This is a genomic window from Rhizobium sp. C104, from assembly GCF_022354505.1.
Taxonomy (GTDB): domain Bacteria; phylum Pseudomonadota; class Alphaproteobacteria; order Rhizobiales; family Rhizobiaceae; genus Rhizobium; species Rhizobium redzepovicii.
Genome location: NZ_CP092350.1, coordinates 246,641 through 268,245 on the forward strand (window position 1 = coordinate 246,641; position 21,605 = coordinate 268,245).

General features: G+C 61.8%; 18 protein-coding genes and 4 pseudogenes. 9 read left to right on the forward strand and 13 right to left on the reverse strand.

Annotated features, from left to right (window positions below):
• Window positions 1–17: 17 nt before the first annotated feature.
• The 6 genes and pseudogenes from MF410_RS25615 (at window position 18) to ligD (MF410_RS25640) (ending at window position 5,378) form a co-directional block, all read left to right on the forward strand.
• A complete protein-coding gene (locus MF410_RS25615; RefSeq protein ID WP_183778170.1) occupies window positions 18–932 on the forward strand; it encodes an SMP-30/gluconolactonase/LRE family protein in 915 nt (304 codons plus the stop codon).
• A gap of 337 nt (window positions 933–1,269) precedes the next feature.
• The gene (locus MF410_RS25620; protein ID WP_183854503.1) at window positions 1,270–2,454 is read left to right on the forward strand and encodes an MFS transporter; all 1,185 of its coding nucleotides are present in this window, start codon (window positions 1,270–1,272) and stop codon (window positions 2,452–2,454) included.
• Between the two features lie 203 nt (window positions 2,455–2,657).
• Window positions 2,658–3,863: an MFS transporter gene (locus MF410_RS25625; protein ID WP_239620630.1), complete on the forward strand. Its 1,206-nt coding sequence runs from the start codon at window positions 2,658–2,660 to the stop codon at window positions 3,861–3,863.
• 114 nt (window positions 3,864–3,977) lie between these two features.
• Window positions 3,978–4,124, forward strand: a pseudogene (locus MF410_RS25630) (SOS response-associated peptidase); the annotation flags it as partial.
• Window positions 4,110–4,260 (forward strand): annotated as a pseudogene (locus MF410_RS25635) (transposase); the annotation flags it as partial. The pseudogenes MF410_RS25630 and MF410_RS25635, both read left to right, overlap by 15 nt.
• A gap of 65 nt (window positions 4,261–4,325) precedes the next feature.
• Window positions 4,326–5,378 (forward strand): non-homologous end-joining DNA ligase, encoded by a 1,053-nt coding sequence (gene ligD, locus MF410_RS25640; RefSeq protein ID WP_097629026.1) that lies wholly within the window; start codon window positions 4,326–4,328, stop codon window positions 5,376–5,378.
• A 99-nt stretch (window positions 5,379–5,477) separates the two neighbouring features.
• Here the strand turns inward: ligD (MF410_RS25640) and MF410_RS25645 are convergent.
• Window positions 5,478–5,763, reverse strand: a pseudogene (locus MF410_RS25645) (dioxygenase); the annotation flags it as partial.
• Window positions 5,764–5,774: 11 nt separating this feature from the next.
• Between MF410_RS25645 and MF410_RS25650 the strand changes: the two are divergent.
• Window positions 5,775–6,753: pseudogene (locus tag MF410_RS25650) on the forward strand (SPFH domain-containing protein); the annotation flags it as partial.
• 42 nt (window positions 6,754–6,795) lie between these two features.
• On the opposite strand, the gene MF410_RS25655 reads toward MF410_RS25650, so the two are convergent.
• The 3 genes from MF410_RS25655 to MF410_RS25665 form a co-directional block, all read right to left on the reverse strand.
• Window positions 6,796–7,077 carry a hypothetical protein gene (locus MF410_RS25655; protein WP_054184529.1) on the reverse strand — a complete coding sequence of 94 codons (282 nt, stop codon included), beginning with the start codon at window positions 7,075–7,077 and terminating at the stop codon, window positions 6,796–6,798.
• A 173-nt stretch (window positions 7,078–7,250) separates the two neighbouring features.
• The gene (locus tag MF410_RS25660; RefSeq protein WP_131710821.1) at window positions 7,251–7,715 is read right to left on the reverse strand and encodes an NUDIX domain-containing protein; all 465 of its coding nucleotides are present in this window, start codon (window positions 7,713–7,715) and stop codon (window positions 7,251–7,253) included.
• A gap of 326 nt (window positions 7,716–8,041) precedes the next feature.
• Window positions 8,042–8,440, reverse strand: a complete 399-nt coding sequence (locus MF410_RS25665) for a RidA family protein (RefSeq protein WP_179612893.1) — start codon at window positions 8,438–8,440, stop codon at window positions 8,042–8,044.
• Between the two features lie 157 nt (window positions 8,441–8,597).
• On the opposite strand from MF410_RS25665, the gene MF410_RS25670 reads away from it, so the two are divergent.
• Window positions 8,598–9,191 (forward strand): TetR/AcrR family transcriptional regulator, encoded by a 594-nt coding sequence (locus tag MF410_RS25670; protein WP_097629028.1) that lies wholly within the window; start codon window positions 8,598–8,600, stop codon window positions 9,189–9,191.
• A gap of 35 nt (window positions 9,192–9,226) precedes the next feature.
• Here the strand turns inward: MF410_RS25670 and MF410_RS25675 are convergent, their stop codons facing one another.
• The 8 genes from MF410_RS25675 to ligD (MF410_RS25710) form a co-directional block, all read right to left on the reverse strand.
• Window positions 9,227–9,907 (reverse strand): redoxin domain-containing protein, encoded by a 681-nt coding sequence (locus MF410_RS25675; RefSeq protein WP_131710819.1) that lies wholly within the window; start codon window positions 9,905–9,907, stop codon window positions 9,227–9,229.
• Window positions 9,908–10,030: 123 nt separating this feature from the next.
• On the reverse strand, window positions 10,031–10,948 hold the full coding sequence (locus MF410_RS25680; RefSeq protein ID WP_097629030.1) for a carbohydrate ABC transporter permease: 918 nt from the start codon (window positions 10,946–10,948) through the stop codon (window positions 10,031–10,033).
• A 10-nt stretch (window positions 10,949–10,958) separates the two neighbouring features.
• Complete coding sequence (locus tag MF410_RS25685; RefSeq protein WP_097629031.1) at window positions 10,959–11,891, reverse strand: sugar ABC transporter permease; 933 nt, start codon at window positions 11,889–11,891, stop codon at window positions 10,959–10,961.
• 144 nt (window positions 11,892–12,035) lie between these two features.
• A complete protein-coding gene (locus tag MF410_RS25690; protein WP_131710818.1) occupies window positions 12,036–13,340 on the reverse strand; it encodes an ABC transporter substrate-binding protein in 1,305 nt (434 codons plus the stop codon).
• Window positions 13,341–13,496: 156 nt separating this feature from the next.
• Complete coding sequence (ugpC, locus tag MF410_RS25695; RefSeq protein ID WP_097629033.1) at window positions 13,497–14,564, reverse strand: sn-glycerol-3-phosphate ABC transporter ATP-binding protein UgpC; 1,068 nt, start codon at window positions 14,562–14,564, stop codon at window positions 13,497–13,499.
• Window positions 14,565–14,711: 147 nt separating this feature from the next.
• A complete protein-coding gene (gene denD / locus MF410_RS25700; protein WP_097629034.1) occupies window positions 14,712–15,701 on the reverse strand; it encodes a D-erythronate dehydrogenase in 990 nt (329 codons plus the stop codon).
• A gap of 50 nt (window positions 15,702–15,751) precedes the next feature.
• Window positions 15,752–16,477, reverse strand: a complete 726-nt coding sequence (locus tag MF410_RS25705; protein WP_131710871.1) for an FCD domain-containing protein — start codon at window positions 16,475–16,477, stop codon at window positions 15,752–15,754.
• Window positions 16,478–16,658: 181 nt separating this feature from the next.
• A complete protein-coding gene (gene ligD, locus MF410_RS25710) occupies window positions 16,659–19,301 on the reverse strand; it encodes a DNA ligase D (RefSeq protein WP_097629036.1) in 2,643 nt (880 codons plus the stop codon).
• Between the two features lie 192 nt (window positions 19,302–19,493).
• Here ligD (MF410_RS25710) and MF410_RS25715 point away from each other — a divergent pair, with 192 nt between their 5' ends.
• Window positions 19,494–21,260, forward strand: coding sequence for an SLC13 family permease (locus tag MF410_RS25715; RefSeq protein WP_097629037.1), 1,767 nt, complete (start codon window positions 19,494–19,496; stop codon window positions 21,258–21,260).
• 66 nt (window positions 21,261–21,326) lie between these two features.
• On the opposite strand, the gene MF410_RS25720 is transcribed toward MF410_RS25715, so the two are convergent.
• Complete coding sequence (locus MF410_RS25720) at window positions 21,327–21,566, reverse strand: hypothetical protein (protein ID WP_097629038.1); 240 nt, start codon at window positions 21,564–21,566, stop codon at window positions 21,327–21,329.
• Window positions 21,567–21,605 lie beyond the last annotated feature (39 nt).

A 21,605-nucleotide genomic window follows, 5' to 3' on the forward strand; every position in this document is an offset into this window, starting at 1 on the left:
TAAACGGGAAGACCGCCATGGCCGAGGCCAGCATCTACGAAATCCACGACCCGCGCTTCCGGCAGATGATCGTAACAAGCGCCGGCCTCGACGAACTCTATTCCGGCTGCCGCTGGGCCGAGGGTCCCGTTTGGTTCAACGATGCGAACCAGCTGCTCTGGAGTGATATTCCCAACCAGCGTATGATGCGATGGACGCCCGAGAGCGGCGTCTCCGTCTATCGGCAACCGTCCAACTTCACCAACGGCCATGCGCGCGACCGGCAGGGTCGGCTGATCTCCTGCGAGCACGGGACGCGCCGCATCACCCGCACCGAGATCGACGGCTCGATTACCGTGCTCGCCGACCGTTTCGAGGGCGCAAGGCTCAATTCGCCGAACGACGTGGTGGTGAAATCCGACGGCACGATCTGGTTCACCGACCCGACCTACGGCATCATGTCGGATTATGAAGGCTACCGCGCCGTGCCGGAGCAGCCGACCCGAAACGTCTACCGGCTCGATCCGGCGACCGGGGGGCTTGCGGCTGTCGTCACCGATTTCATCCAGCCGAACGGCCTTGCGTTCTCCCCCGACGAGACCATTCTATACGTGGCGGATTCGGCGGCAAGCCACGATGAAAGCCTGCCGCGCCACATAAGGGCTTTCGACGTGGCCGACGGCCTCAGGCTTGAAAACGGCCGCGTCTTCTGCCTCATCGACAACGGCATTCCGGACGGCATCCGCACCGACGTGAACGGAAACCTCTGGTCGAGTGCCGGTGATGGCGTGCATTGCTTCGATCCGGCCGGCAAACTGATCGGCAAGATCCGCGTGCCGCAAACCGTCGCCAACCTCACCTTCGGTGGTCCCAAGCGCAACCGGCTGTTCATTGCGGCGACGCGTTCGATCTATTCGGTCTATGTCGCCGTCAGCGGTGCTCAGATGCCGTGACAGCGTGATTCTACTCGGCGTCTCGCTATCGTCGGTGGAACGGCGGGCCGCTAAAAATGGAGCCGCGGTTGCGGTTGGCGCTTTAGACCGCCAGCATCGGCCGGGCAGAAGCGCCCGCATGGCGCTTGATCCGGAACGTCCCCGCCGGCAGCGGTCGAGAAAGCCAGCCGCCCTGCCTATGGTTTGGCAGCCCAGGCAAATCGCCGGTCCGTCCCCAAGATCGCTTGCTCCGTCGCATCTCCTCAGAAAAAAGTTTTGATCTCCGGCCCTGTGAGTTAGATATCACAAGTCCAAAAGCGCGCGTTCGGCTTCGAGCGTCAATTCCCGGAGTTGCATCATGAAAATCGCGCCGCAGCAGCGGATCTATGTCTGCTTCTTTCTCTTCGCCGTGTCGCTGGGGGCGCTGTTGTCGAGGATGCCGGATTTGCAGGTTGCGCTTGACGTCGACAAGTCGGAGCTTGGGTTGACATTGATAGGGGCTGCGATCGGCGCCTTGATTTCGTTGACTTTGTCTTCGCCCGTGATCGCCCGGCTTGGCGCGCGGACAACGGCATTCATTACTGTTCTCGGCACGTCTGCGCTGCTGTCGCTGGTGCCGTGGATTGGTGCGGCGCCGGTCGTGTTCTGTGTGCTTTTCGTCGAGGGGATGCTCGCCGGGGCGCTGGAGATCAATCTCAATGTCGAGATTGATCGCATCGAAGCACAGTTAGGACGCGGCGTGATGAACAGGGCGCATGGTTTCTGGAGCCTCGGCTTCTTCGTCACGGCGCTTGTCTCCTCGGTCGTCCGCCAAGCCGGTATTTCGATGCAACTGCATCTCGCCGTGACCTTTGCAGCGGTGCTTGTGCTCGGCGTCTGGGCGATTTCAGGTATGCGCAATGCGCCCGCGCGGACCCCGTTGAATGAAGGCAAGGCGCCACTGGTGGCGCTTCCCACCCGGAGCCTCATGCCGCTCTGCGTGATCGGCATCGCGGCCTTTCTCGTCGAAGGTGCCGGGATCGACTGGTCGGCGATCTATATGCGCGACGTGTTTTCAGTCGAGCCCTTCATTGGCGGACTAGGATTGACCCTCTTTACTTTCTGCATGGCACTGGCGCGCCTGTTCGTCGATCCGCTGGTCGATCGGTTTGGCCCGCGGGCCGTCGCCACGATGTTGCTTGTCCTTTCGGCTATCGGCGTTTGCGCTGTCTGGGGCGCTCCGCATGCCTATGTGGCACTGGCGGGCTTTGCCGCGATGGGCGCCGGCTGCAGCGCGGTCTATCCTCTCGCCGTCTCGGCGGCGGCCCAGCGCACAGATCGGGCGGCGCATCTCAACGTCGCCGCCCTTGGCCAGATGACCTTCGTCGTCTTCTTCCTGGCGCCGCCGCTGCTCGGTTTCATTGCCGAACATGCGGGCATCAGGACATCCTATCTCGTCTGCCTTCCGTTGATCGTCTACGCGCTCTTTTCGGTTAAGGTGCTTGCTCAGCGCCGGGCGGCCTGCGGCGGCAGCGTTGCGAGCGTTCGGAGCGTCAACGGGTGATCGATCGAGCTGGCTGTTTCGGCGGCTTGATTGGTTCGGCGAAAAGCATAGGCGAGCACGCCGTAGCGCATGCTCGGCGGTCCCATTTGTATGCGTTTTAGGCCGCCGGCGTCGCAGATCCGACAGTCCGCCGACTGCTCATGCTAGATGATCATCGCGTCGAGCCGGAGCGCGAACACGGTTGCCAACAGAGGTCGATCATCATGACTAGCGTGCGTATCCATGATAACGTCCTCCTAGCCGTCATGATCGCCTGCGTCGGCACGTGTTACGGATTCGGCCTCAGCCTTTTTCCTCAGATCATCCCCGACATGCGGAAAGATCTTGCCTTCGACTATTCCTTCGTCGGCACGGTCACCGGCCTAGTGCAGTTTTCCACAGTGGCATTCGCCGTGCTCGGTACCTGGCTCGTCCATCGCATCGGCGCCGCACGGACGGTGGTGGCGTCCGTGTCGCTCTGCGGGCTCTGCCTGTCGAGCATCCCCATCAGTGACAATCTCTATGTGGTTGCCGGCCTGCTGATGGTCGCCGGCGCGACTGGCGCATCGACTTTCGTGCCGATGATTAATCTTGCCTCGCGGGTGGTAAGAGCAGACCAGCGCGGCTTTGCCATGAGCCTGATCTCCAGCGCCCCGGCCTTTGGCGTCCTCATCAACAGCGCACTCGTGGCGGCATACGCCGGAAGCGGTCACTGGCAGATGGTCTGGTTCCTCACAGGCGCGGCCACGATCGCACTGGCGGTTGTCACCCACATTCTCTTCGGGCGGGCCGGCCTCTTCGACAGCGGGACAAGTCACCAAACGCTGGCGCCAACTGCTGGCGGTTCAGCAAGCCTGCGCTCCATCATGCCATGGGTGACGCTGATCTTCGCGCTCGGCTTCATCAACGGGCTGATGCCATATCCCTATCTCACCTATCTCTCGCCGTTCCTGCGCGAGGAACTCGGCTACTCCGTCGGCTTTGCCTCATGGCTCTGGGCAACGATCGGGGCGGTGGGGATAAGCGCAGGCTTCGCCATTGGCACGATATCGTCGCGTCTCGGATCGCGCTATGCCATGCTTACCTGTTACTCAAGCTTCCTCGCCGCCGGCGCCCTCGTCGTCCTCGATCCCTCGATGGAACTCTCGACTCTGTCCGGCATCTTCTTTTCGCTGGGCTTTTATCCGATCTATGGCTTGCTGCCGGCCTACGTCTCACATCGCGCCACGCCCCGCGTCGCGGTCACTGTCTTAGGCATCTGCACCGTGCTCCAAGGCATCGGCGGCACTGCTGGGAACTTCTTTGGCGGCGTGATCCAGACCTCGACTGAGAGTTTCAGCGGCATCTATCTCGCCGTTGCAGTTACGGCTGCCGTCGCCGCGGCGATGACGATCTCGCTGCCGAAGGACCAGAGTTTGCAGGCCGTGTAGCGTCTGCCGATGCTGCCTTTGCCCGGCGCAAAGGCTATTCTATGTTGGCATCCTCGCAGCACTCGCCAACTGATTTTTTGCGGGCAGGGCATTTCGAAGAGCGGCGAGATTACCATTTCCGGCATCTGGAGCGAAATGCTGGAAGTCCGGCAGGCCTTCACCAAGCTGACGACGGAGCCGGGGCCGGACATCGCACCGCACCACGACCGGCAGATCGTCGTCCTCGAGCGCAAGGCTTGGGCCGACTTGATCCCAACCCTCAGGCCCGGCGACATCGTCATTCTCGACAATCTCGGTTCTCACAAACAAGGCCATCCGCGATGCCATCAAAGCGGCCGGCGCCAGGCTATGGTTCTTGCCGAAATACTTGCCGGACCTAAATCCGATTGAGCAGAGTGGGAAAGGCGACATCGTGTTTGGAGAAGAGCCTGAAAACCAGTCCGGGAAGGACAGACAACGCTGATGACACGCTCGCGCCGCCCCTCATTGCCATTCCTCAACGAGTCCAATGCAACGCTGCAGTCTCGTCCGATCCGCAAGCGCGATCCCGACCAGCCAAGCCTTCCGTTCGATCCAATGCCGGCGAGGGTCGAGCCATGCCTCGCACTGCTGAAGCCCCGCGTGCCGATCGGGCCGGATTGGCTCTACGAGGCGAAGTGGGATGGCTACCGGCTTGCGATCCACATCGAGCCGAAGGGCGTTCGTGTCATCACCCGCGGCGGCCATGACTGGACGCATCGTTTTCCCACCATCGCCGCGGCCGCCAAGGAACTCGGCGTGGCCACCGCCATACTGGATGGGGAAGCGGTGGTTATGGATGAACACGGCCGGTCGGATTTCGGCGCGCTGCAACGTTCGCTCGGCGGTCGCGGCGGCAAGCGGGCCTCGAGCGAGTCCATTCTCTACGCCTTCGACCTTTTGTATCTTGACGGACATGACCTCACAGGCACCGAGCTTGCCGTCCGCCGGCACCTTCTTGAAGACCTGATACCGGAAGGCAGTGGGACGATCCGCTTTTCCGAAGAAATAGACCTGCCGGGTGACGAGCTCCTCGATCACGCCTGCCATCATGGGCTGGAAGGCATCATCGCCAAGCATCGCGATCAGCCCTACCGCAGCGGCCGCACCGGCGACTGGCTGAAGATCAAGTGCGTCGAGAGCGAGAGCTTCATGATCGTCGGCTACGAACAATCGGCAGCCGCCCGCGGCGGCATCGGCAGTCTGCTGCTCGCCGGCAAGAAGGGTTTCGACTGGGTTTCCGTGGGGGCGGTCGGAACCGGTTTCAGTGCCAGCGATGCCGAAGACCTGAAAAAAACGCTCGACCGGTTGAAGACGAACCGGCCCGCCGTCCCCTTGAAGGGCAAACGCTACGTCTTCGTGCAGCCGACCCTCATCGCCGAGATCGAGTTTCGCGGCTGGACGGATGACGGCAGCCTCCGTCATGCGTCGTACAAGGGGCTGCGCGAAGTTCAGGACAACGCCGCCGTGTTCGATATGACCGGCTTTGGCAATTGAGGTCGGCGATCGTCAGGTTTTCAGCTGCCGTCGGAGAGTCTCTCCAGAAGAAGCCCAAGCGTGGGCCGCCATTCGAAGATCTCGACGCTCGCGTAAACACATGGGCGCCCCGTCGACATGGAACGGCCCGAACACGGTATTCTCCGTGGCGCCCGGCGGGCGCCGGTTGTTGATCGCATCCACCCAGCATCGAGAAGCCCAGCGTATCGCTGAGCAGGATGAACTCCTGTCACTTGTCATGACAGAGATGGCCGGTTCGGGTCAGGAAGCCGATGGCCACCGCCCATTCCTCCTGGCTCAGGCTGATATCCCTGGCAAAAGCATGCAGATGCTTGACCAGCGACGCCATGATTTCGGCCAGGCGCGGATTAATGTCCCGCCCCATGCGCGCGTTGACGGCTGGACGAAAATCTGTCCGAAGTGTCGCTGATTACCAAGGATGCGTTCGAACCGGTGCTGCGGCTCTCGGTCGTCGTGCATATCGACTACATGAAGGCCCCCCTCGTCGTGCAGCGTTTCGGCGATATCAAACGGCTGGTCGAACAGACGCTCGATCCGATGGTCTCGGCCTATTTCAAGAATATCGCCCAGACCAAGACCCTGATCGAACTGCTGCAGGAGCGTAGCGAAATCCAGCGCAAATCCGGCGACGAAATGCGCGAGAAGTTCAACTCCTACAGCCTCGAACTGCAGGAAGTGCTGATCGGCACGCCGCGGGCCAGCAATGGCCAGAACAGCATCGAGCAGATCCTGATCCAGCTGCGCGAACGTCAGATCGCCGTTGAAAAAGTCGAGACCTATAAATTGCAGGAGGCGGCGGCGATCCAGGAGCGCACGTTGCGCGAGAAGGAAGCGCTCGCCGAACAGCAGGCCAAGATCACCACATCAGCGCTGACCATCGAGATCAGCGAGAACGAAGGCAAGGCGCAGCTCGCCCGCACCCGCCAGCAGGCAGAAACCATTCAGGGTCACCGCCAAGGCAGAGGCCGAGAAAGTGCGTCTCGCCGGCCTCGGTGAGGCCGATCGGATCAAGGCCGTGGCGCTTGCCGATGCCGAACGCATCAAGGCGACCGGTCTTGCCGATGCCCAGAAGGTGCGCGCCATCGGTCTGGCGGAAGCCGAGGCCACGGAGAAGAAGGTCGCGGCCTTCGGTGGGCCGGACTATCAGCTCCACTCGCAGGTGCTCATGCGCTTTGCCGAGGCGATCGAAAATGGCCGGCTGCCGCTCGTGCCGCAGATCCAGGTCGGCGGCGCCGGCTGCGAAAAGGGCGCCGCCAATGGCCTTGTGGAAATGATGCTGTCGATGCTGGTCGCCGATCGGCTTGGACGGTCGGCGTCACCGGCTGCAGTGCCGGCGCCGATCGAGCAGCAGTGATGACGGACGGGCCGGCTTTGCCGGCCCGATTTGCACTTTGCGTTAATGCTTCATTCCGCCTGGTTTCACCCTGCTGGAGAATTGGTGGACGAGCATGATACCCTGCTCGAGGAGCAGCTCGGCTGCCCGCAGATCGCGCGGTGCAAGCTCCCCGGACAATCCGCGGATGGTATTGGCGATACAGATGGAATTGGCGACGAAGCGGGCGTCGCCCTCCCCTTCGGCCTCCTCGGCGGTTGCCTCCAGGGCGTCGGCGACGGTGTCGAGCAGGCTCGACCGCTCGACCAGCGTCATGTCGTTCAGCGTTTTCGATATGCCGTTCATGATTGTCTCCTCGCGCGTGCCCAAGACGGGTCGCAGCGCCGGTTGTCTCGATTGAGTGAGGCGGCTGTGACTGTCAGATGGAGATGGATGTCTGCAGAAGCAACGCATGGCTGCCGCGCGCTTCACGCATGCGTGCAGCGAAACGGGCGGTTCAAGCAATCATTTCGCGCCGATCACCCCTGATGCTTCAGAAGGTCGGCAAGCATCGGTCGCTGCCCTTTCAACAGCTTCGTTCCCGCCTCGGCCAGGGAAAACCATCCCGCGCGGTCAACCTCCGGAAAGCTCTTCATCTGGCCTGATCTCGGCGGCCATTGCATTTGAAATTCAGAGCTTCGTACTGCGTTCACCTCCAATACCGGATCGGCTTCGATCGACCACGCGACGACGATCTTGCCGCCAGGCTGCCGATATTCGCCGAGCGGCTTCACTCTGCCGTCGATGGCGACTCCAAGCTCTTCTGCCGTCTCCCTCATCGCCGCCGCAAGTTCATCCTCATCCGGCTCGACCAATCCCTTCGGGATCGACCAGGCAGCCTCGTCTTTCCCAGCCCAGAAGGGGCCGCCTGGATGAACGAGAAGGACTTCGAGGTCGTTGGATACGCGCCGATAGATGAGAAGTCCCGCGCTCCGGATTGCCATCGCGCTACGCCCTTGCCGCGTTCATCATGGGGCCAGACATTCCTCGCAGATACCGCAGCCGTCATCGTCCATCCATCGACACCGGCGTTTGCAGCATAGGCAAGCACGGCCATCGGGCTGGTCTTCTCTGTCTTCCGGAGGAATGATCTCGATCGTCGTATCGAAGAGAGTGTCAACCACAAGTTCCACCATCTCGTCGCTCCATCAAGTCTGTTCGACATGAGATAGGGGCGGCTAGCGATCTCGGCAAGTTCTTGACACGACCGGCGGCGCAAGTTGCGTGTTTTCACCTTGAGGGCGTTTCCCGTGCCGCCGGGTGTGGCGCTTCACTTGCTTGCCGGAATGCGGGCTATAACCTTTATCTCGAAGTCGAAGCCGGCGAGCCAGTTGACGCCGAGTGCAGTCCAATTCGGGTAAGGTGGCTTGCTGAAAATCTGCTGCTTGACGGCCATGATGGTTGCGAACTGATTTTCAGGGTCGGTGTGGAAGGTGGTGACATCGACGATATCGTCGATCGTGCAGCCGGCTGCGCTGAGCGTCGCCTGCAAGTTTTCAAAGGCCAGCCGGACTTGGCGTTCGAAGTCGGGCTCGGCTGTTCCGTCCGGACGGCTGCCGACCTGTCCGGAGACAAACAGCAGATCGCCGGATCGGATCGCGGCGGAATAGCCGTGCTCCTCGTAAAGAGCGTGCCTGTCGGCAGGAAAGATTGCTTCGCGTTGCGTCATCCTCATCTCTCTTTATCGTTGGCAACGACCGATCAGCGCGGCGTGGCGCTTCACAGGCTTGCGCAATATTTGATATACGGTACGTATGTGTAATATTCTGCATACGTGGCGTATGTCAATCTCGTATACGCGACGTATGTGAATTTAAGAGGGCTGGATGGCGAGAACACGCAGCGAAACGATGCAGGAAAACCGTGGCAAGTTGATCGCGGCTGCACGAAAGGCTTTCGCGGAAAAGGGGTATACCGCAGCATCGATGGACGAGCTGACGGCGGACGCCGGTCTGACACGGGGGGCCCTTTACCACAATTTCGGCGACAAGCGCGGGCTGTTGGCAGCGGTTGTCGAGCAGATCGACATGGAAATGGCGGCCCGCGCCAAAGATATCGGGGCTCAGGCGGGCAATGATTGGCAAGGCCTGCTCGCCGAGGGTGCGGCCTATATCGAGATGGCGCTCAATCCGGAAGTCCAACGCATCGTTCTGCTCGACGGGCCTGCCGTGCTTGGCGATCCCTCGCAATGGCCGAGCCAGAACACCTGTCTGCAGGTGACCAAGAGCACCGTCGAGCGCCTGATCGCACAAGGCATCCTCAAGCCGCTTGACGCGGAGGCGACGGCCCGATTGCTGAGCGGCGCCGCGCTTAATGCGGCACTCTGGATCGCCGCCAGCGAAAATCCGCAGAGCGTGCTGCCGAAAGCGGTCGAGGCCTTTCATGCCTTGGCGGCAGGTCTGCTTAGGGAGCGTCTGTGATCCGCTGGCAGCGCTGGCCGAGGGTTCGCTGCGGGTCAGCGTCCAAGGCTGCCGGCGGCGGCGATGATCTCTGCCCCGGTCGGGAAGACGGAGAGGCTGTTTGGTCCGTCGAGTGCCTCGATCCGTGCCCAGCCGATCGTGCCGTTCGCATTCACGAGGAAGTGCCCGACGAGCTGGGTCGCATGGTCAGCGAAGATCGCACGATCGGCTTCGATAAGCTCGAAGCCGTCCTTGGCGTTGAGTATCGTGTTGGCTTCCATCGGGTGCAGCGGTTCCGGCAGTTCGCCGGTGGGGTTGATGCGTGCCGTCTGGAACTGCGCCATCGTTGTCCTATAGGGCCATTCGGGCTGCTCGCGACTCCCTTCGGGCAGGAACTCGGCATGCGGCACACCGTAGGCCCGGTGCGTGCGGCAATCCGGGTCACATAGAAGCGTTATCGGCGTCGGCCGGTGGCGGAAATATAGACGGGCACGTTCCGCCGGCGTGTTGATAACAGCCACGGTCTCCACCCCGGCGGCGCGCAGGGTTGGCTGTACCGCCGCAAGCTGTTCCAGCTGCCGCCGGCAGAATGGGCAGTACAGCCCGCGAAAGAAGCCGATCAGGAATGGGCGACCGCTCAAATCGGCGAAAGAGACGGTTCCATCGAAGTTGGCCGTGGCCAGTGCGAATCCGGGCGCGGCTTCTCCAGGTTGCAGCGGGCGTTTCTGGTCTCCCATGGAATAATTCCTTTATCGTATCGTCCGGAGGACGACCGAAATTTAACTATACCACGTGTTGCAAGAAGGCCCAGTGCTCGATGTCGAGACGCTGAACGCGGTTCGGCATGCCATTTGCGGCTGTCACTCCTTCACCGCCCCGGTCATTGACGACACGTAATAGTCGACGAAGAACGAGTAGAGGATGACCACCGGCAGCGAGCCGAACAGGGCGCCCGCCATCAGTGCCCCCCATTCGAAGACATCGCCGCGCACCAGCTCGGTCAGCACGCCGACGGGAATGGTTTTATTCTCCGATGACTGAATGAAAGTAAGGGCATAGATGAATTCGTTCCAGGACAGTGTGAAGGCGAAGATCCCGGCCGAAATCAGCCCCGGCACGGCGAGCGGCAGGATGATCTTGGTGAGGATCTGCCATCTGTTGGCGCCATCCACCAGCGCGCTTTCCTCCAGCTCGAATGGGATCGAGCGGAAATAACCCATCAGCAGCCAGGTGCAGAAGGGAATGAGGAAGGTCGGGTAGGTGAAGATCAGCGCCAGCCGCGAATCGTAGATCCCCAGCTTGAAGACGATGAAGGCAAGCGGGATGAAGAGGATCGACGGCGGCACGAGATAGGCGAGAAAAATCACCAGGCCGACCGAGCGCGAGCCGGTGAAGCGGACGCGCTCGATGGCATAGGCGCCCAGCACCGAAGCCACCAGCGAGAGGAAGGTGGAGCAGACCGCCACCAGCATCGTGTTCCACAGCCAGCCCGGATAGGATGTCTCGAGGAACAGATATTTGATGTGCGCCAGCGTTGGCCCGACCACCCAAAACGGGCTGTAATTGGTATAGTCGGTCAGCTGCTCGTTGGGTTTCACCGCGGTGATCGCCATCCAGTAGAACGGGAAGAGCAGCACGAAGACGAAGACGGCCATCGGCAAATAGAGCATCACGATCCGCCGCGGCAGGCGGTTCAGATAGCTCATGCCTTCGGCATTGTCGGTCACGATCTGATCGGCGGTGTTGGCCCGATCGGCTGTGTTCGAATGTGTCGACATCGTCATTCTCCTAATCTTGGCCGCCCTGCTGCCACTTGCGCCGCTGCAGGCCGAAGAAGCTGAACATGATCGCGCCGAGCAAAAATGGCACCATGGCGACCGCGATCGCCGCACCCTCGCCGAGCTGGCCGCCGGGAATGCCGCGCTGGAAGGAGAGCGTCGCCATCAGATGCGTGGCATTGACGGGGCCGCCCTTGGTCAGCACGTAGATGAGCTGGAAATCGGTAAAGGTGAAAAGCACCGAGAAGGTCATCACGACGGCGATGATCGGCGTCAGCATCGGCAGCGTCACATAGCGGAAACGCTGCCAGCTCGTGGCGCCATCGAGCGAGGCTGCCTCCTGCAGCGAGGCCGGGATCGTCTGCAGCCCCGCAAGCAGCGAGATCGCCACGAAGGGAATGCCGCGCCAGACATTCGCGACGATGACGGATATGCGGGCATTGATTGGATCGCCGAGGAAATTGATCGGCCCGCTGATCAGCCCCAGTTTCATCAGCGACCAGGAGATGATCGAAAACTGGGAATCGTAGATCCACCAGAAGGCCAGCGCCGAAAGCACGGTCGGCACCACCCAGGGAAGCAACACGATGGCCCGGAAGAAGGATTTGTAGGGCAGATGCTGGTTGAGCAGCATCGCCAGCCAGAGGCCGAGCGCGAATTTCAGCACCGAGGCGACGGAGGTATAGAGAATGGTGTTGAACACAGACAGCCAGAAGACGGAATCATCCATCAGGAACTGGTAGTTCTCCAGCCCAATGAAGATGCCGTCGCGGCCGATCCGGGTATCGGTGAAGCCGAGCCAGACGCCGAGCCCCAGCGGATAAGTGAGAAAGCAGACCAGGAACACCGCCGCCGGCAGCATGAACAGGAAGCCGAGCACATTGTTGTTCTGCAGGAGCGAAGAGACCGGCCCACGCCTATTCCCCGAATTTGCCATCGACATTGCTTATCTCCAGATCGCGTTTGGACTCCCGGAGGAGCTTGCGGCATGCCGAAAGGCCGGCACGCCGCGTCCTTTTTTTGTTTCCATGCATGTCGTTGTCCCGGAACCGTTACCCCCTTCGGGGCGACATGCATTAAGCGGGGCTCAGACGCGATAGTAGCGGTTGGCCCGGCGTTCGGCTTCCTTCATCGCATCTTCCGGCGACATCTGGCCGGTAACGGCGGCGGCATACATGTCGACCAGAACATAGTCGGCCATGGTTGCCGCCGAGGCGTAGCCGAGCGGGCCGGCATAGCCGTTGGGGCGCAGCTTCTCCGAAGCGCGCGCATAGGGCGCGTGGATCGGATCGGCCGTCCAGATGGGATTCTTGGCGAAGGCCTTGAGCGGCTGGCAGCAATAGGCGCTGGATCCCTGGATCCAGGCGTTCATCTGGTCGGCTTCCATCATGAACTTGATATAGGCCTTGGCCGCCTCAGGATATTTTGTGTGCTTGAACAGAAGCAGCGAGCTCGTCTGGCAAAGCTCGACACTCTTGCCGACGGGGCCGATCGGGAAGTTCGTCGTGCGGATGTCCTTGGCGATCTCGGCGAGCTTCGGATCGTTCTTGGCGGTGTAATAGACCGAGACGCCGTTGGCGATCAGCGAGACCTGGCCTGCGAGGAAGGCGCGGTTGTTGTTGACGTCCTGCCAGCTTTCAGTGCCCGGAATGAAGGTCGCGTAGAGCTCCTTTGCATAGTTGATCGAAGCGAGCGTCTCCGGGCTGTTGATCGTCACCTTGCCGCTTTCATCGACCATCATGCCGTTATGGCTCCAGAGCAGCCAATGGGCGTAGTTGTTGCCGTCGCCGACCGCCTTGCCGTGCGGGAAGCCGGCCGGCGTGCCCTTTGCCTTCATCGCCTTGCAAAGCTCGAGGAACCCTGCGGTGTCATTCGGGAATTCAGCGAAACCGGCGGCCTTCACATGGCTGTCGCGATAGACGACGGCGTTGCCGATTGCCGTCAGCGGCATGGCGATGAAGGTGTCGCCGCGCGTCGCATATCCCTTTACGCCGTCGTACCAGCCCTCATACTTGTTGCCGAGATAATTGCCGAGCTCGGTGAGATCGACCAGCTTGTCCGGATATTGGTGGGCATCGTCGAACCAGCACATGATGAGATCCGGGCCGGAGCCGACATTGGCGGCAACCGCAGCCTTCGGGCGGATGTCTTCCCAGCTTTCCTTGTCGATGCGCACTTCGACGCCGGTCGCTTCGGTGAATTTCTTGGTGTTGGCGATCCAGGCCTCCTCATCGCCCTTGACGAAAGGCGTCCAGCGCAGCAGCCGCAGGCTTGCGCCGCTTTCCGGCGTGTAGGTCGGTTCGGCCTGCGAAAAGGATGGCTTGATGCCGAAGCCGGCAGCGCCGGCAACGGCTGCCGATGCAGCAAGAAATTCACGTCTCTTGATCGTCATGAGATTCCTCCTCATTGAAACAGCGGAAGCAATTCTCCGGCGTCCACCTCCCGCTTGGGTGGACGGCGGCCTGGCATCCCGGAGCGGAAGCGCCCACGGAATGCTTGCGCTCCGGCGGCGGGGAAGGCTCCTCCCCTCCCGCGCTGCCGGATGGCATCAGTCGGTCAATCTCTGTCCGCCTTCGGCATCGAAGAGATGGACGTGCGAAGCGTCGATCGCGACGCGGATCGCCTCGCCCGGGCGAGCATTGACGCGCTCCCGGAATACGCAGCTGACATCGCTGCCGCCGAGGCGAACGGTCAGATGGGTCTCATAGCCGGTGGGTTCGATCACCACGATCTCGGCCGGCACACCGTTCGGATCGAGCGAGATATATTCGGGGCGCAGCCCATAGACGAGTTCACGGCCCACCGCACTTGCTGGCGGATTGGCGACTGGCAGCCGCGTGCCGTTGGCGGCGACGAACTGCCGGGCGTCTTCCGGGTCGAGCCTGCCCTTGATCATGTTCATCGCCGGCGAGCCGATGAAGCCGCCGACGAAGAGATTGGCGGGCTTGTCGTAGAGCTCGAGCGGCGAACCGATCTGCTCGACGATGCCGTCATGCATGACGACGATCTTGTCGGCCATGGTCATCGCCTCGATCTGGTCGTGGGTGACGTAAACCGTGGTGGTTTTCAGCCGCTGGTGCAGCTCCTTGATCTCGGCGCGCATGGCGACGCGCAGCTTGGCATCGAGGTTGGAGAGCGGTTCGTCGAACAGGAAGACCTCCGGATCGCGCACGATCGCCCGGCCCATGGCGACACGCTGGCGCTGGCCACCGGAAAGCTGGCGTGGATAGCGGTCGAGCAATTTGTCGAGACCCAGGATGCCGGCGGCATATTTCACTCGCTTCTCGGCTTCCGCCTTCGGCGCCTTGTTGAGCATCAACGAGAAGCCCATGTTCTGCTCCACCGTCATATGCGGATAAAGCGCGTAGTTCTGAAAGACCATGGCGATGTCGCGGTCCTTCGGCGGCAGCGTGTTGACCACGCGCCCGCCGATCTTGATCTCGCCGCCGGAAATATTCTCGAGCCCCGCCAGCATCCGCAGAAGGGTCGACTTGCCGCAGCCCGAGGGGCCGACCAGGATGACGAATTCCCCATCGGCAATGTCGATGTCCACCCCCTTGATGACAGGATGCACACCGAAGGATTTCCGCACATCCGCGAATTGAACGCCTGCCATACTCACTCCTCCCAGAAATCGAGCGCTACATGCCTTAAATATTCGTATCTCACTCTGTCTTGCCGGCGGCTGCCATCTCTCCCACGTCCGTCAGCCACCGCAATCCCGCATCTGTGGGGGTGCCCGCGCGGGGCCTCCGCCGTCTCCTCAATCTCCTTGCGCCGCCGGAGCGTCCTCGGCGAGGTAGACCTCGATCAGCTCGTCGACGCTGGTTTCGGCGGAAAAACCCAGTTGCGTCGCACGATCGGGCGTAAAGGATTTCGGCCATCCGGCGACGATGCCTTCGATGACCTCGTCGCGGCGGCGGTCGATCAGATCGACGGCCTCGGGGCCGGCGGCACGGCGCAACGCGGCGATCTGGTCGGCAACGGTGGCGGCAACCCCCGGCATGGTCAGTGTGCGCCGCGCACCCAGCGACGATGTGTCGAGCGTCGCGGCGTGAATCAGAAATTTGACGGCGGAACGCGGGCTTGCCAGCCAGTGCTTGACCGTTTCCTCCACGGGGAGGACCGCCCGCTGGCCGGCCAGCGGCTCCCGCAGGATTCCCGAAAAGAAGCCGGACGCGGCAGCGTTCGGTGCACCCGGCCGGATCACGATGGTCGGCAGTCGAATTCCGACGCCGTCGATGAAGCCGCGGCGCGAATAGTCGGACAGCAGAAGCTCGGATATCGCCTTCTGCACGCCATAGCTCGTGAGCGGCGCCTGGATATAATCGTCGGGGATCGGATCGGGAAACGGCGCGCCGTAGACCGCGATCGACGAGGAGAAGACGAGCCGGGGAACATAGGCTTGCCGGCTTCCCTCATGGCGGATCGCCTCCAACAGCAATCGCGTGCCATCGAGATTGACTCGGTAGCCCAGTTCGAAATTGCGCTCGGCCTCGCCGGAAACGATCGCGGCGAGATGGAAGATTACGTCGGCCCGGCGAGCCGCCAGGGCTTGCGCAGCATCGCCTTCGGATATGTCGGCAGCCAGCGCTTCGACCGAGGCAACGTTGCTCGCCGGCACCGGCGGCGGCGCGATGTCCACAAGCGTCATGCGCGTGATCGTTCGAGCGCCGAGGGAACCGCTGCGCGCCAAGCTGGCGGCGAGCTTCCGGCCAATCATTCCTCCTGCCCCGATAATGAGAATATGCATTCTATTCCCCCTGTCTTCGATGTCTCGTCTCTGCGCTCTTTGCCTGCGAACTACGCTAGGAGCAGCTTGGTTGTCGTATAAATGCGGGTTTCATGGATCGCGAAGGCCGCGCATGCGGCGTCCGGATCCCGCGTCTCCAGGCCGGCGAGGATCAGCCGGTGATCGGCGATGCTGGTGGCAATCGTGCCGGGCTGCGATACGACGCGCCTGCGGTGGCTGAGAAGATAGGAGTAAAGATCGGCGGCGATGTCGGCCAGCACCGCATTGCCGCTGGACCGGTAGATGGCGGTGTGAAATTCGCGGTCGCAGATCAAAAACCGGACGGGATCGTCACAAGCGGATTCCTGTGCGGCTATCGACTTGCTAAGATAATCAAGTGTCGACGCTTCCATCTTGACCGCGGCGGCCCTGACGACCTGCGCTTCGATCAGCAGCCGCGCCTCATGAACATTGTCGAGACTATAGGCCGCAATGTCGCGATAGCGCGCCGCCTGGACAGCCAATTCGCCGACATCTTCCGATGCCACCACCGTGCGCGTTCCCTGCGCAACCGAGAGAATTCCATGCGTGGAGAGGATGAGAATCGCACCGCGGACGGTCTCGCGGCTGACCGAAAGCGCGCCAGCCAGTTCACGTTCGCTGGGCAGCGGATCGCCTATTTTGAGGATGCCGGTGGCGATGAAGGTCGCAATCTTCTGGACGACGAAGTCCTTCATCGACTTCTTCGGAGCGCGGCCCAGCGTCGCAACCTCTTCGAGAATGGCTCGCACATCCATCGCCATGCCCTCCCCTGAGGTCTACTGGTCCGGTAAGTGGGCCAGTAGACCTCAGGGGAAGAGGATTGTCAAACGCTTGATGTCGGCGATCACTCCGCTGTAATTTGGAGCCGTTTTCTGGAGGGCAAGATCGGCACGCGGAGAAAATTCATGCCCGCCACGGGCGGACTGTTGTTCGCGCTCAGGCCGCGTCGGAGACTTTGCCCAGGCGTTTGATCGCCTGCTCCAGCGGGCGCTGGCCGTCGCTATAATCTTGCCAGGCCGATGATTTCGACAGCAGGGCCGGCACGGTGCGGATGGTGAAGCGTTTCGGGTCGAGATCCGCTTTGACCTGGCTCCAGCTCAGCGGCATCGAGACGGTGGCGCCCGGTCGCGCACGAGGCGACAAGGGTGCCACCGCCGTCGCCATCCGGTCATTGCGGAGATAGTCGAGGAAGATGCGGCCGTTTCTCAGGCTCTTGGTCATCTTGATCAGATAGAGATCGGGATTGTCACGCGCCATCTGCTGGCAGACGTCGTGCGCGAAGCTTTTCGCCTGCGCCCAGGAAAGCGGCTTGCGTTTGTTGAGCGCAAGCGGCGTGACGACGTGCAGGCCCTTGCCGCCGGTGGTCTTGCAGAAACTGATGAGACCGAGCGCGTCGAGACGGTCGTGCATCTCGCGGGCGGCGGAAACGACTGTCGAGAACGGTACGTCGGGGCCAGGGTCGAGATCGAACACCAGCCGGCCCGGCACCTCCGGCTTATGCGGTTGGCAATTCCAGGGGTGCAGCTCGACAGCGCCGACCTGCGCCACGGCGGCCAGGCCTTCGACCCGGTCGATCTGCAGATAGGGCTTTTTGTCGCCGAAGACCTTGACCAGTTCGAGCAGGTTCGAGGTGCCGGGCATCGCATGGCGCTGGAAGAACTGCTCGCCGCCGAGCCCATCGGGCGCACGGATGATCGAACAGGGGCGTCCCTCGATATGCGCGATCATCCAGCCGCCGACGGCTTCATAATAGCGGGCCAGATCCTCTTTGGTCACCGGTTTGCGGTCATTGGCATCCGGCCACAGCGGCTTGTCCGGATTGGAGATCATCACGCCCATGACCTCGGCTTTGGCGCCCTTTCGGCGGGCTGGCCTCGCCTTCTCAGCCGCCGGCTCCGGCACGTCGGTTTCTGCTGGCTTGGCCGGCCGTTCGGCCTTGACCTCCTTGGCCGGCTTGTCCTCCCGCAGGCCCTTGAAGGCGGCCTGGCGGACGATGCCGTCGGCGGTCCAGCCCGCGAACTCGATTTCCGCCACGAGCTTGGGCTCCAGCCAGGTGACATCGGCCTCCTTCTTCGGCGCGCCGATGCCGGTGAAGGGCGACTTCGCCGCTTCGAGCGCCTGCAGCTTGGGCAGCAGCGTTTCGACTTTCCTGGCGCCATATCCCGTGCCGACACGGCCGACATAGACGAAGTGGTCGCCGCGGTAGACGCCGACCAGCAGCGATCGGAATTTGCCGTTGGTCTTGGCATAGGCGCCGATCACCACTTCGTGGCCGGCGCGGCATTTCGACTTCGCCCAGCTGTCGGTGCGGCCGGATTGATAGGGTGCATCGCCCTGTTTGGAGACGATGCCTTCCAGCGACAGCTTGCAGGCGGAGCGTAGGACCGCATCGCCGCCGGTCTCGAAATGCTCGACGAAACGGATCCGAGGGTCATCGCCGGCATCCGCAAGAAGGCTCTGAAGCCGCGCCTTGCGCTCGACGACAGGCAGAGATCGCAGGTCCTCGCCGCCGTCGTAGAGAAGATCGAAGGCGAAATAGACGAGATCGCCTGTCCTGCCTTCCGAAATGGCGGCCTGCAGGGCTGCGAAATCCGGTGCGCCTTGGTCGTCGAGAGCGCAGATCTCGCCGTCGATGATGGCGTCGGGTAGCGCCGATGCCGCCTCGGCGATCTCCGGATATTTGCCGGTCCAGTCAAGTCCTTTGCGGGTCTTCAGCGTCACCTCGCCTTCGACTATGCGCATCTGTATACGGTAGCCGTCGAACTTGATCTCGTGAATCCAGCCCTCGCCGGCCGGCGGCCGCTCCAGGGTCTGGCAAAGCTGCGGCGCGATGAAATCCGGGATGTCGACCCTTGCCGCCGTTTTCGGCGTCCTGCCGCCTCGGCCTTCCTCCTTCCTCTCTTCGGCGGCCAGCCCGTGGTTGCTGTCCCAGACGGCATCCGCCTGAACAACGCCGCCCTTGAGCATGAACGGCTTTGGTTTGCGGCCCTTGCCGGTGGCGATCGCATCCATCGTCCGCCCGGAGGCGACGGAGGTGTCGTTCTCTTCCAGGACGGCTGCGCCATTCTCCTCCACCGAGAACGCGTCGTGGTGCTTGATCAGCAGCCAGTTGGTTCGCTTGCCGCCATCGCGATCGTTGCGCATGCGCACCAGAACGAAACTGCCGTGCAGCCTTTCGCCTTCCAGGATGAACTTGAAGTCGCCCTTGGCGAGCGCCTGCTGCGGGCTCTTCTTTCCCTCGGGCTCCCAATAGCCGCGGTCCCACAGCATCACCGTACCACCGCCATATTGGCCTTTCGGGATCGTGCCTTCGAAGTCGCCATAATCGAGCGGGTGATCTTCGACCTCGACGGCCAGCCGCTTGTCGTGCGGATCGAGCGATGGGCCTTTGGTGACAGCCCAGGATTTGAAGACGCCGTCGAGTTCCAGTCGCAGGTCGTAATGCAGCCGGGTGGCGTCATGTTTCTGGATGACGAAGCGACGGCGATTGCTGCGCGCGATCTGCTTCTCGCCGCTCGGCTCAGCCGTTTTTTTAAAGTCGCGCTTCGATCGGTATGTCGAGAGGTTGTCACTGGCCATGGTCGTTTCCGAATCAGCATCCCCAAAGCACGAAATGCGGGCTGCCGGCTGGAAGTTCCATGATGGCCGCATCGCAGCGACCGCTGTTCAGCCCTTCCGATTTGCCGGCGACCGGAGGCGATGAAAAAAATCGCCATCGTGTCGTATCGTTCTCCTCCTTCAAACGTTAATTCCTACCACCGGGATGCAAACATGCGCGTTGACCAATGGCTCTCTCTTCTCATCATCGCGCTCATGATGGGCGCCTTTGTGTGGGGGCGTTACCGATACGACGTCGTCGCCGTGAGTTCGCTTCTCGTTGCCGTCATTGCCGGCATCGTTCCTGCCAAAATCGCCTTTTCCGGTTTCTCAGATGACATTGTCATCATCGTCGGCAGTGCGCTGATCGTCAGTGCGGCGATATCGCGATCCGGGATCATGGATCTGGCGCTGCGCCGATTTTCTCCAGAAAAACGCGGGCCGCGGATGCAACTGATCATCTTGGTTGCCATCGTCGCGGCCCTGTCGGCTTTCGTCAAGAATATCGGTGCGCTGGCGATCATGATCCCGGTTGCCGTGCAGATGGCCCGGAAATCACGCGTATCACCGTCGATGTTCCTGATGCCGATGTCTTTCGCCTCGCTGCTCGGAGGGCTTATGACTCAGATCGGCACATCGCCGAATATCATCGTTTCCCGGGTGCGCGAGGAGATTACCGGGCAGCCGTTCACGATGTTCGACTATACGCCTGTCGGCCTGGCGCTGTCGGTCGCCGGCATTGTCTTTCTAGGGCTGTTCTACAAGCTGCTTCCTGAAAGATCGCGGGTGGAAACGTCGATGGACGAGGCGGTGGCGATCAAGAACTACACGACCGAGGCGAAGGTCATCACGCCGTCGGGGGCGATTGGCCGGTCCGTCAGCTGGCTGCAGAAGCCGGCCGGCGGAGATGCGATGGTGACCGCGATTATCGGCGGCAGCGGCCAAAGACGAACGCCTCTTCCCGACACCGTGCTCAAGGATGGCGACCTTCTTATCATCGAGGGCGAGCAAAGCGCCCTCGACAAGATCGTCAGTGAAGCCAAGCTTCAACTGTCCGATCGTAAACATGAGTCCGAGATGCGCCAGGATATCAGTTCCGTCGAAGCCATCGTCGGCGAACATTCCCGCCTGATCGGCGTCAGCGCCAAGGACGTCTCCCTCTTCCACAATACCGGCCTCAATCTTCTTGCCGTCAGCCGCCGGGACAGGCGCTTCACCGAGCGTCTGGGCGAGATCAAGATCCGCAACGGCGACGTTGTGGTGCTGCAGGGCGACTTGCAGAAGCTGCCGGATCTCCTGCGTGAATGGGGATGTTTGCCGCTGGTTGAACGCGATTTAAAGCTCGGCAATGCCCGTAACGGCTTGATCCCCGTCATGATCCTGCTGGCGACGATGGGGGCGACGGCCTTCGGCGGCGTTCCCGTCGCGACGGCATTTTTTGCCGCCGCCTTTCTGATGGTGGTCACCGGATCCGTTCCCTTGCGCGAAGTCTACCATCATCTCGATGCGCCAATCCTGATCATGCTGGCCGCTCTCATCCCGATCAGCGATTCGCTCAGAACCACCGGAACCACTGAAATCATCGCTGATCTCCTGTCGAGGACCGCCGAAATGCTTCCGCCATTCGGCGCCCTGGCTCTCATCCTGGTTGCCGCCATGGCGGTGACGCCGTTTTTGAACAATGCCGCGACCGTTCTGGTCATGGCGCCGATCGCCGCGACCTTTGCCGCCAAGCTAGGCTTTCGGCCGGATGCGTTTCTGATGGCAGTGGCCATCGGAGCCGGCTGTGATTTCCTCACGCCGATCGGCCACCAGTGCAACACGCTGGTCATGGCGCCGGGCGGATATCGATTTGGCGACTATTCGCGATTGGGCCTGCCACTCTCGCTCATCGTCGTGCTCGTCAGCGTGCCTGCCCTGCTAGCCGTCTGGCCGATTTGACCCGGCCAATTCCGTTAACCCCTGCGAGGCAATTCAGGCTGCGCCCCTTGGCGCAGCCTGGCAGCATTACTTCCACTGCGTCCCGTCGGCGCCGGCGCAGCCCAAAGGTGGCAGGGAGCCGGCGAAGGTGGTTTTCAGCTTGGCGCAGCCCCAGCTGTTGATCGGGCCGGGCATGGCATTGTTGAGGGTGATGCCGATTTCATCATAGGGACTGTCGGTGTTGCTGACATAGCGATACCAGCGAAAACCGGTAAAGACGACGACGGCCAGAGCGATTACCAGCAGCAGGCGAAGCAATTTTCTCATCATATTTCCTTTAAGTGCAAACGCCGCCGTTTAGCACTC

What these genes read in the sequence shown, in the direction of transcription:
- MF410_RS25620 (WP_183854503.1), top strand. Translation starts at nt 1,270, where the DNA reads ATGAAAATCGCGCCGCAGCAGCGGATCTATGTCTGCTTCTTTCTCTTC.
- MF410_RS25660 (WP_131710821.1), bottom strand. Translation starts at nt 7,715, where the DNA reads ATGGCAATCCGGAGCGCGGGACTTCTCATCTATCGGCGCGTATCCAAC.
- MF410_RS25655 (WP_054184529.1), bottom strand. Translation starts at nt 7,077, where the DNA reads ATGAACGGCATATCGAAAACGCTGAACGACATGACGCTGGTCGAGCGG.
- ligD (WP_097629026.1), top strand. Translation starts at nt 4,326, where the DNA reads ATGACACGCTCGCGCCGCCCCTCATTGCCATTCCTCAACGAGTCCAAT.
- MF410_RS25715 (WP_097629037.1), top strand. Translation starts at nt 19,494, where the DNA reads ATGCGCGTTGACCAATGGCTCTCTCTTCTCATCATCGCGCTCATGATG.
- ligD (WP_097629036.1), bottom strand. Translation starts at nt 19,301, where the DNA reads ATGGCCAGTGACAACCTCTCGACATACCGATCGAAGCGCGACTTTAAA.
- MF410_RS25670 (WP_097629028.1), top strand. Translation starts at nt 8,598, where the DNA reads ATGGCGAGAACACGCAGCGAAACGATGCAGGAAAACCGTGGCAAGTTG.
- MF410_RS25685 (WP_097629031.1), bottom strand. Translation starts at nt 11,891, where the DNA reads ATGTCGATGGCAAATTCGGGGAATAGGCGTGGGCCGGTCTCTTCGCTC.
- MF410_RS25720 (WP_097629038.1), bottom strand. Translation starts at nt 21,566, where the DNA reads ATGAGAAAATTGCTTCGCCTGCTGCTGGTAATCGCTCTGGCCGTCGTC.
- MF410_RS25705 (WP_131710871.1), bottom strand. Translation starts at nt 16,477, where the DNA reads ATGGATGTGCGAGCCATTCTCGAAGAGGTTGCGACGCTGGGCCGCGCT.
- MF410_RS25690 (WP_131710818.1), bottom strand. Translation starts at nt 13,340, where the DNA reads ATGACGATCAAGAGACGTGAATTTCTTGCTGCATCGGCAGCCGTTGCC.
- denD (WP_097629034.1), bottom strand. Translation starts at nt 15,701, where the DNA reads ATGCATATTCTCATTATCGGGGCAGGAGGAATGATTGGCCGGAAGCTC.
- MF410_RS25675 (WP_131710819.1), bottom strand. Translation starts at nt 9,907, where the DNA reads ATGGGAGACCAGAAACGCCCGCTGCAACCTGGAGAAGCCGCGCCCGGA.
- MF410_RS25625 (WP_239620630.1), top strand. Translation starts at nt 2,658, where the DNA reads ATGACTAGCGTGCGTATCCATGATAACGTCCTCCTAGCCGTCATGATC.
- MF410_RS25680 (WP_097629030.1), bottom strand. Translation starts at nt 10,948, where the DNA reads ATGTCGACACATTCGAACACAGCCGATCGGGCCAACACCGCCGATCAG.
- ugpC (WP_097629033.1), bottom strand. Translation starts at nt 14,564, where the DNA reads ATGGCAGGCGTTCAATTCGCGGATGTGCGGAAATCCTTCGGTGTGCAT.
- MF410_RS25665 (WP_179612893.1), bottom strand. Translation starts at nt 8,440, where the DNA reads ATGACGCAACGCGAAGCAATCTTTCCTGCCGACAGGCACGCTCTTTAC.
- MF410_RS25615 (WP_183778170.1), top strand. Translation starts at nt 18, where the DNA reads ATGGCCGAGGCCAGCATCTACGAAATCCACGACCCGCGCTTCCGGCAG.